Genomic DNA, 6,086 nt, shown 5'->3' on the forward strand with positions numbered 1-6,086 from the left:
AACAACGTAAACGTTGTTTCGTATTGGTCACTCAGTTCATCGAATAAATCTTTTTGTCTATTCTCAACGAGTGCCCACACAGATTGCATAGGTCAAATTGTTAAAGAGCGCCGCTCATCGTTGAGCGGGAGTGGCATAATACGCCACTTTGGCATTGAGTCAAGCATTTTGTTTTGCTTGTCTGTATTGCCGTTGTTAGCTCGGCTTGCCGTGCCAACGAGAGCGCATTATAGAGAGGTAATTTTTTGGCGCAAGGGGTTTTTGATAAAAAGATCTCAGGCGCGCAAAAACCCAACAATTTGCATTATTCCTAAGCGTTTTTGAGTCAAACTAAGAAAAAAGCCACCAAAAATGGCGGCTTTTGCCTGATAGAGCTGGGTTAGCCTTGTTTTGCAATGACATGGTCATTCTCAACATCAAGCCAAACGGGCTGACCTGGGACCAGTTCCCCACTCAAGATTTGTTGCGCCAGTGGGTTTTCGATTGTCTGTTGGATAGCCCGTTTAAGTGGACGCGCCCCGTAGACAGGATCAAACCCGCTTTGAGCAACCTTGGCAAGCGCGGCTTCGGAAATCTCCAATTTGAAATCTTTTTCTGCCATTCGTCGGGCAAGCTCTTGCATCTGCAAGCCAGCGATTTCTTTTATATGCTCTTCAACCAGTGGATGGAACACAACGGCCTCATCAATACGGTTAATAAACTCCGGTCGGAAATGATTCGCCGCCACCTCCATCACTGTTTGCTTCATGCCTGCATAATCCAGTTCACCAAAGTGTGCTTGGATTTGCTCTGAACCCAGGTTGGAGGTCATGATGACGACGGCATTTCGAAAATCAACCGTTCGCCCCTGACCATCCGTTAAACGCCCATCATCGAGTACCTGCAACAAGATGTTGAATACATCAGAATGCGCTTTTTCTATCTCATCAAGTAGAATTACCGAATAGGGACGACGACGAACCGCTTCAGTAAGATAGCCCCCTTCTTCATATCCAACATAACCAGGAGGCGCGCCAACTAAGCGTGCTACCGAGTGTTTTTCCATAAATTCAGACATATCTATCCGAACCATAGCATCACGGCTATCGAACATGAATTCGGCCAGCGACTTACACAACTCAGTTTTACCCACCCCTGTCGGCCCAAGGAAAAGGAAGGAGCCAATCGGGCGATTCGGATCCGCCAGTCCGGCTCGGCTACGCCGAATGGCATTGGCGACGGCACCGACCGCTTCATCTTGACCTATCACCCGCTGGTGCAAGGCTGATTCCATTTTAAGTAGCTTTTCTTTTTCGCTTTCCAGCATACGAGAAACAGGGATCCCTGTCTGCCGTGCGATAACATCTGCGATCTCAGCCTCTGTGACTCGGTTTTTCAATAAAGTCATTTCCTGCATTTCTGCTTGGCTAGCAAGATCGAGCTGCTTTTCTAAGTCAGGAATTTTGCCATACTGTAATTCTGACATTCGGCTTAAATCCCCGGCTCGCCGCGCTATCTCCATGTCAGTTCGTGCTTGCTCTAGAGCAGCTTTTATATGTTGAGCTCCAGATACAGCGGCTTTTTCTGTGTTCCAGACCTCTTCGAGCTCGGCATAATCACGCTCTTTTGCCTCTAGCTCGTCACGCAGTGTCTCTAAACGCTTTTGACTCGCACTATCTTCTTCTTTTTCTAGTGCTTGTTGTTCAATTTTAAGTTGGACAATGCGTCGTTCTAAGCGATCTAACGAATCGGGTTTCGAATCAATTTGCATCCGAATGCTGGACGCCGCTTCGTCAATAAGATCAATGGCTTTATCGGGTAACTGGCGATCGGCAATGTAGCGATGTGACAAGCTGGCTGCGGCGACGATGGCCGGATCGGTAATTTCTACCGCATGGTGCAGCTCGTAACGCTCTTTTAATCCGCGCAGAATGGCGACCGTGTCTTCTACATTTGGCTCATTCACCAATACTTTTTGAAAGCGACGTTCTAATGCCGCATCTTTCTCTACATATTGGCGGTATTCATCAAGTGTCGTTGCGCCCACACAGTGAAGCTCACCCCGTGCCAAGGCAGGTTTGAGCATATTCCCGGCATCCATGGCCCCTTCAGCTTTACCGGCCCCGACCATGGTATGAAGTTCATCAATAAAGAGGATGACATTACCTTCCTCTTTCGCCAGTTCATTTAATACCGCTTTTAGTCGCTCTTCGAACTCCCCACGGTATTTAGCCCCAGCGACTAGCGCCCCCATATCGAGAGAAAGCACGCGTTTACGGCGCAAACCTTCCGGTACCTCACCATTCACAATACGCTGGGCTAACCCCTCAACAATCGCGGTTTTGCCTACACCAGGCTCACCAATCAGGACGGGATTGTTTTTGGTACGACGCTGTAGCACTTGGATGGTCCGGCGAATTTCATCATCACGGCCGATAACAGGATCCAGTTTGCCTTGCTCAGCACGCTCGGTCAGATCCAGGGTAAATTTCTCCAACGCCTGCCGGTTTTCTTCGGCGTTGGGATCATCGACTTGCTGACCGCCACGGACTTTTTCTATCGCTTGTTCAACTTTTTGTGATGTCAGGCCATGGCTGCGCAATAGCTCCCCAAGCGGCCCTTTATCTTCTACCGCAGCTAAGACAAAAAGCTCAGAAGAGATATATTTGTCTTTACGCTTTTGTGAGATCTTATCGCAAAGGTTAAATAAGTTACCCAGATGATTCGAAAGCTGAACCTCACCGCCCGTGCCTGTGACTTGAGGGACGCGATCCAATAACTCAGAAAGGCTAGAGCGCAGTTGGCTCACATCCACGTTCAGCATGGTTAATAGCGGACGAATCGCACTGCTATCTTGATTCAGGAGTGCGGTCATCAAATGAACGGGTTCAATATATTGATGGTCTCGCCCTAACGCGAGTGATTGCGCATCAGAAATGGCAATTTGAAACTTACTGGTAAAACGGTCAAGGCGCATCGTTAGTTCCTCCCACTTAACACCTTTAGTTGATGAATAAATGGGCACGATGCAGGTATTTTTCAAGCATCTAAGACGACTTTATTTCATTCGCCAGATACACGTTGCCATCCGCCCCGTTTGTCCATCTCGGCGATAGGAATAAAATTGATCGCCTTGCTGGTAGGTACATAGCGATCCCCCATAAATCGCGGTCACGCCAGTAGCTATTAGTCGTTGCCTTGCAAGCGCATAGAGATCAGCCAAATACTTGTCTGACCCTCGAGGTGAAAAAGCGGCCTTGGTCTGCCAAGAATACGAGATGAATGCCTGATAAACATCTTCACCGACTTCAAAAGCTTGTGGACCAATTGCCGGCCCCAACCAAACAAAACAGCGTTCTGGTTGCGCAAATAAAGCGAGGGTTGATTCTAAAACACCATTTAGTAGCCCTCGCCACCCGGCATGTGCCGCCGCGACTTGGCAACCATCATGGCTACAAAAAAGCACCGGTAAGCAATCAGCGGTCATAACCGTACAAGCTTGTCCGACGGTATCTGTAAATGCTGCATCGGCTTTGGGATGTGTGTCTTGATGTGGCAGCCGTGCGACCTCAGTCCCATGAACTTGCTCAAGCCACGTCAGTTCTCCGTGAACCATACCGGCTAGAGCAAGACGATTTTTTTGCACGGCATCTGGATCATCACCCACATGCATACCAAGATTCCAACCTGAAAACACGCCCTGGCTCACTCCCCCTTCACGAGTTGTGGTAAGTGCACCGATATTATCAGGAGCCGGCCAATCAGGTTGGAGGTAATCCATTAGTACTCGTCTTCTCCGTTTTCCGCTTGGTCGCTACGTAAATGCTCCGTCAATGCGACCATATCGTCGGGGATCGGGGCATGCCATTCCATTTGCTCACCCGTGATCGGATGGTCAAGACGTAACATGGCGGCATGTAATGCTTGGCGCTTGAACTGCCTTAGCGTCTGAACCAAGATCTCGCCGGCTTGACGTGGAGGCTTTGCCTTACCGCCATAAAGCGGGTCCCCTACCAGAGGATGATTTAAATACGCCATATGCACTCGGATTTGGTGAGTCCGCCCCGTCTCTAGTCGCAAACGTAACCGTGTATGACCCCGGAAATGCTCTGCAACCCGATAATGGGTTATCGCAGGCTTCCCTAATTCTTGGACGGCCATATGAGTCCGTTTTGTTGAATGGCGGCCTATCGGTTTGTCCACCATGCCACCACCGGTCATATTGCCAATCGCAATCGCTTCGTATTCACGCGTGATTTTACGTTTTTGTAGCGCGCGTACCAGTCGGGTCTGCGCGGGGATCGTTTTCGCAACCACCATTAGGCCCGTGGTATCTTTATCCAAACGATGCACTATCCCTGCACGCGGTACATCCCCGATATCAGGATAACGGTGAAGTAAACCATTCAATAGTGTTCCATCCGGACAGCCGGCACCTGGATGCACCACAAGCCCAGCAGGTTTATTAATCACCAAGAGGTCATTATCTTCATAGACGACGTCGAGCGGTATCTCTTGGGGTAGCCAGCGATCGTCATCTTCAATCTCTGTGGCAATCTCAACCTGCTCCCCGCCCATGACTTTCTGACGAGGCTTGTCTACCGCCATACCATCGAGTGAGACTTGCCCTGCTTGAATCCATGTTTTGATCCGAGAGCGAGAGTAATCGGGAAACAGCTCTGCGATCGCTTGATCGAGTCGCTGACCCATTTGGTGTTCTTGGATCTGATGGGATAATTCTATCTGTTGTGCCATACCGAACTTTTCTGTGATTTCTATGACTAAACCCTCGCAACAGTCGCTATCGTGGCGCTCGGCATATCGCCGGTAAACGCCTTTTGCTATAGTCGCCTATCACTGGATAAAATAGCCGGGATAATGACATTGTATCTGTTTGCCGCTGTGACCGTAATCCAGATGGCATAAAAACTTTTCAAGGAAGTGCGATAACCCATGAAACGCCTAACCCTTACTGCGCTACTCGCAGCCTCTGTACTCGTCGGTTGCTCAAGCAACAGTCAAGTTGTCCAAGACGATCCGCCATCCAAACTGTATCAGGATGCTGAAGCGCAGTTAAACAAAGGGGCATGGATAACAGCCATTGAAAAGCTTGAGGCATTGGACTCTCGCTATCCGTTTGGTGCTTATTCCGATCAAGTGCAACTGGATCTTATCTATGCTTATTATAAAAATGACGATCTGGCCTTGGCCGAAGCAACCATTGATCGCTTTATGCGTATGCACCCCGCTCATGCCGAAAGTGACTGGGTTACCTATATGCGAGGCCTCGTTCATATGGCACAAGATCGTAGCCTAATCCACGACATTCTCCGTATGGAGCGCAATGATCGTGACCCTCAGCCGGCTCGTAAAGCATTTGCTGATTTTCGCCGCTTACTCGAACGCTATCCCAATAGCGAGTATGCTGCTGATGCAAAGGCACGTATGATCGCGTTAAAAAATCGTTTAGCGCAATACGAGTTAGCCGCCGCCGACTACTATATTCGTCGTGAAGCTTGGGTTGCAGCCGTTAACCGTTGCCAGGCCTTACAACGAGACTTCCCTGACACTGAAGCCGCTAAAGCTTCTTTGCCTCTGATGCTAACAGCCTATAAGAAGCTCGGACTTGACGAGCCAGCCGAGCGTACTCAGGATCTGATAGACAAAAATTCCATTTAATCCGTCAATATTGGTTAAAACGACACTGGTTAAAACGACAAAAGCCTCTCTATTATAGAGAGGCTTTTTTGTGCTATGTCGCGATGAGACGAGCAAACACGAACAAAAAAAGAAAGCCCTGACCGACAGGCCAAGGCTTTATTGGTTTTTCATCAAAGATTAAAGATACAAAAAAGCCCCGACCGTTAGGTCAGGGCTTCGTATCTCTACTCATCAAAGTCTTACACTTAATTGCTTTGATGCTTAAATGTTTGCTAACTAAAGCCTAATACTAAGCGCTAATTAGATTATCTTGTTTGATGCGATGAGGATTTTGAATCGAGACGCGCAGTGTATGCCAATACATGAGCATCGCAGATATCAAAAGCATCGAGCTATCAACAAGATAAGCAATGAGAGCCTGGCGATGTCCTACTCTCACATGGGGA

General features: G+C 48.6%; 4 protein-coding genes. 1 reads left to right on the forward strand and 3 read right to left on the reverse strand.

Annotation, left to right across the window (positions count from 1 at the left end; genetic code table 11):
- Positions 1 to 379 precede the first annotated feature (379 nt).
- The 3 genes from clpB to rluD all read right to left on the reverse strand — a co-directional run bounded on the left by clpB (position 380) and on the right by rluD (position 4,734).
- Positions 380 to 2,956 (reverse strand): ATP-dependent chaperone ClpB, encoded by a 2,577-nt coding sequence (gene clpB, locus BZG81_RS15130; protein ID WP_021024607.1) that lies wholly within the window; start codon positions 2,954 to 2,956, stop codon positions 380 to 382.
- An 81-nt stretch (positions 2,957 to 3,037) separates the two neighbouring features.
- Positions 3,038 to 3,760: a peptidoglycan editing factor PgeF gene (gene pgeF / locus BZG81_RS15135; RefSeq protein ID WP_077677780.1), complete on the reverse strand. Its 723-nt coding sequence runs from the start codon at positions 3,758 to 3,760 to the stop codon at positions 3,038 to 3,040.
- Positions 3,760 to 4,734 (reverse strand): 23S rRNA pseudouridine(1911/1915/1917) synthase RluD, encoded by a 975-nt coding sequence (gene rluD / locus BZG81_RS15140; protein WP_077461943.1) that lies wholly within the window; start codon positions 4,732 to 4,734, stop codon positions 3,760 to 3,762. The genes pgeF and rluD overlap by 1 nt, the downstream gene beginning before the upstream one ends.
- Before the next feature lie 198 nt (positions 4,735 to 4,932).
- Between rluD and bamD the strand changes: the two genes are divergently transcribed.
- Positions 4,933 to 5,658, forward strand: a complete 726-nt coding sequence (gene bamD / locus BZG81_RS15145) for an outer membrane protein assembly factor BamD (RefSeq protein WP_077661674.1) — start codon at positions 4,933 to 4,935, stop codon at positions 5,656 to 5,658.
- Positions 5,659 to 6,086: the final 428 nt, after the last annotated feature.

It is taken from the genome of Salinivibrio sp. MA607, from assembly GCF_001996245.1.
Lineage (GTDB): Bacteria > Pseudomonadota > Gammaproteobacteria > Enterobacterales > Vibrionaceae > Salinivibrio > Salinivibrio costicola.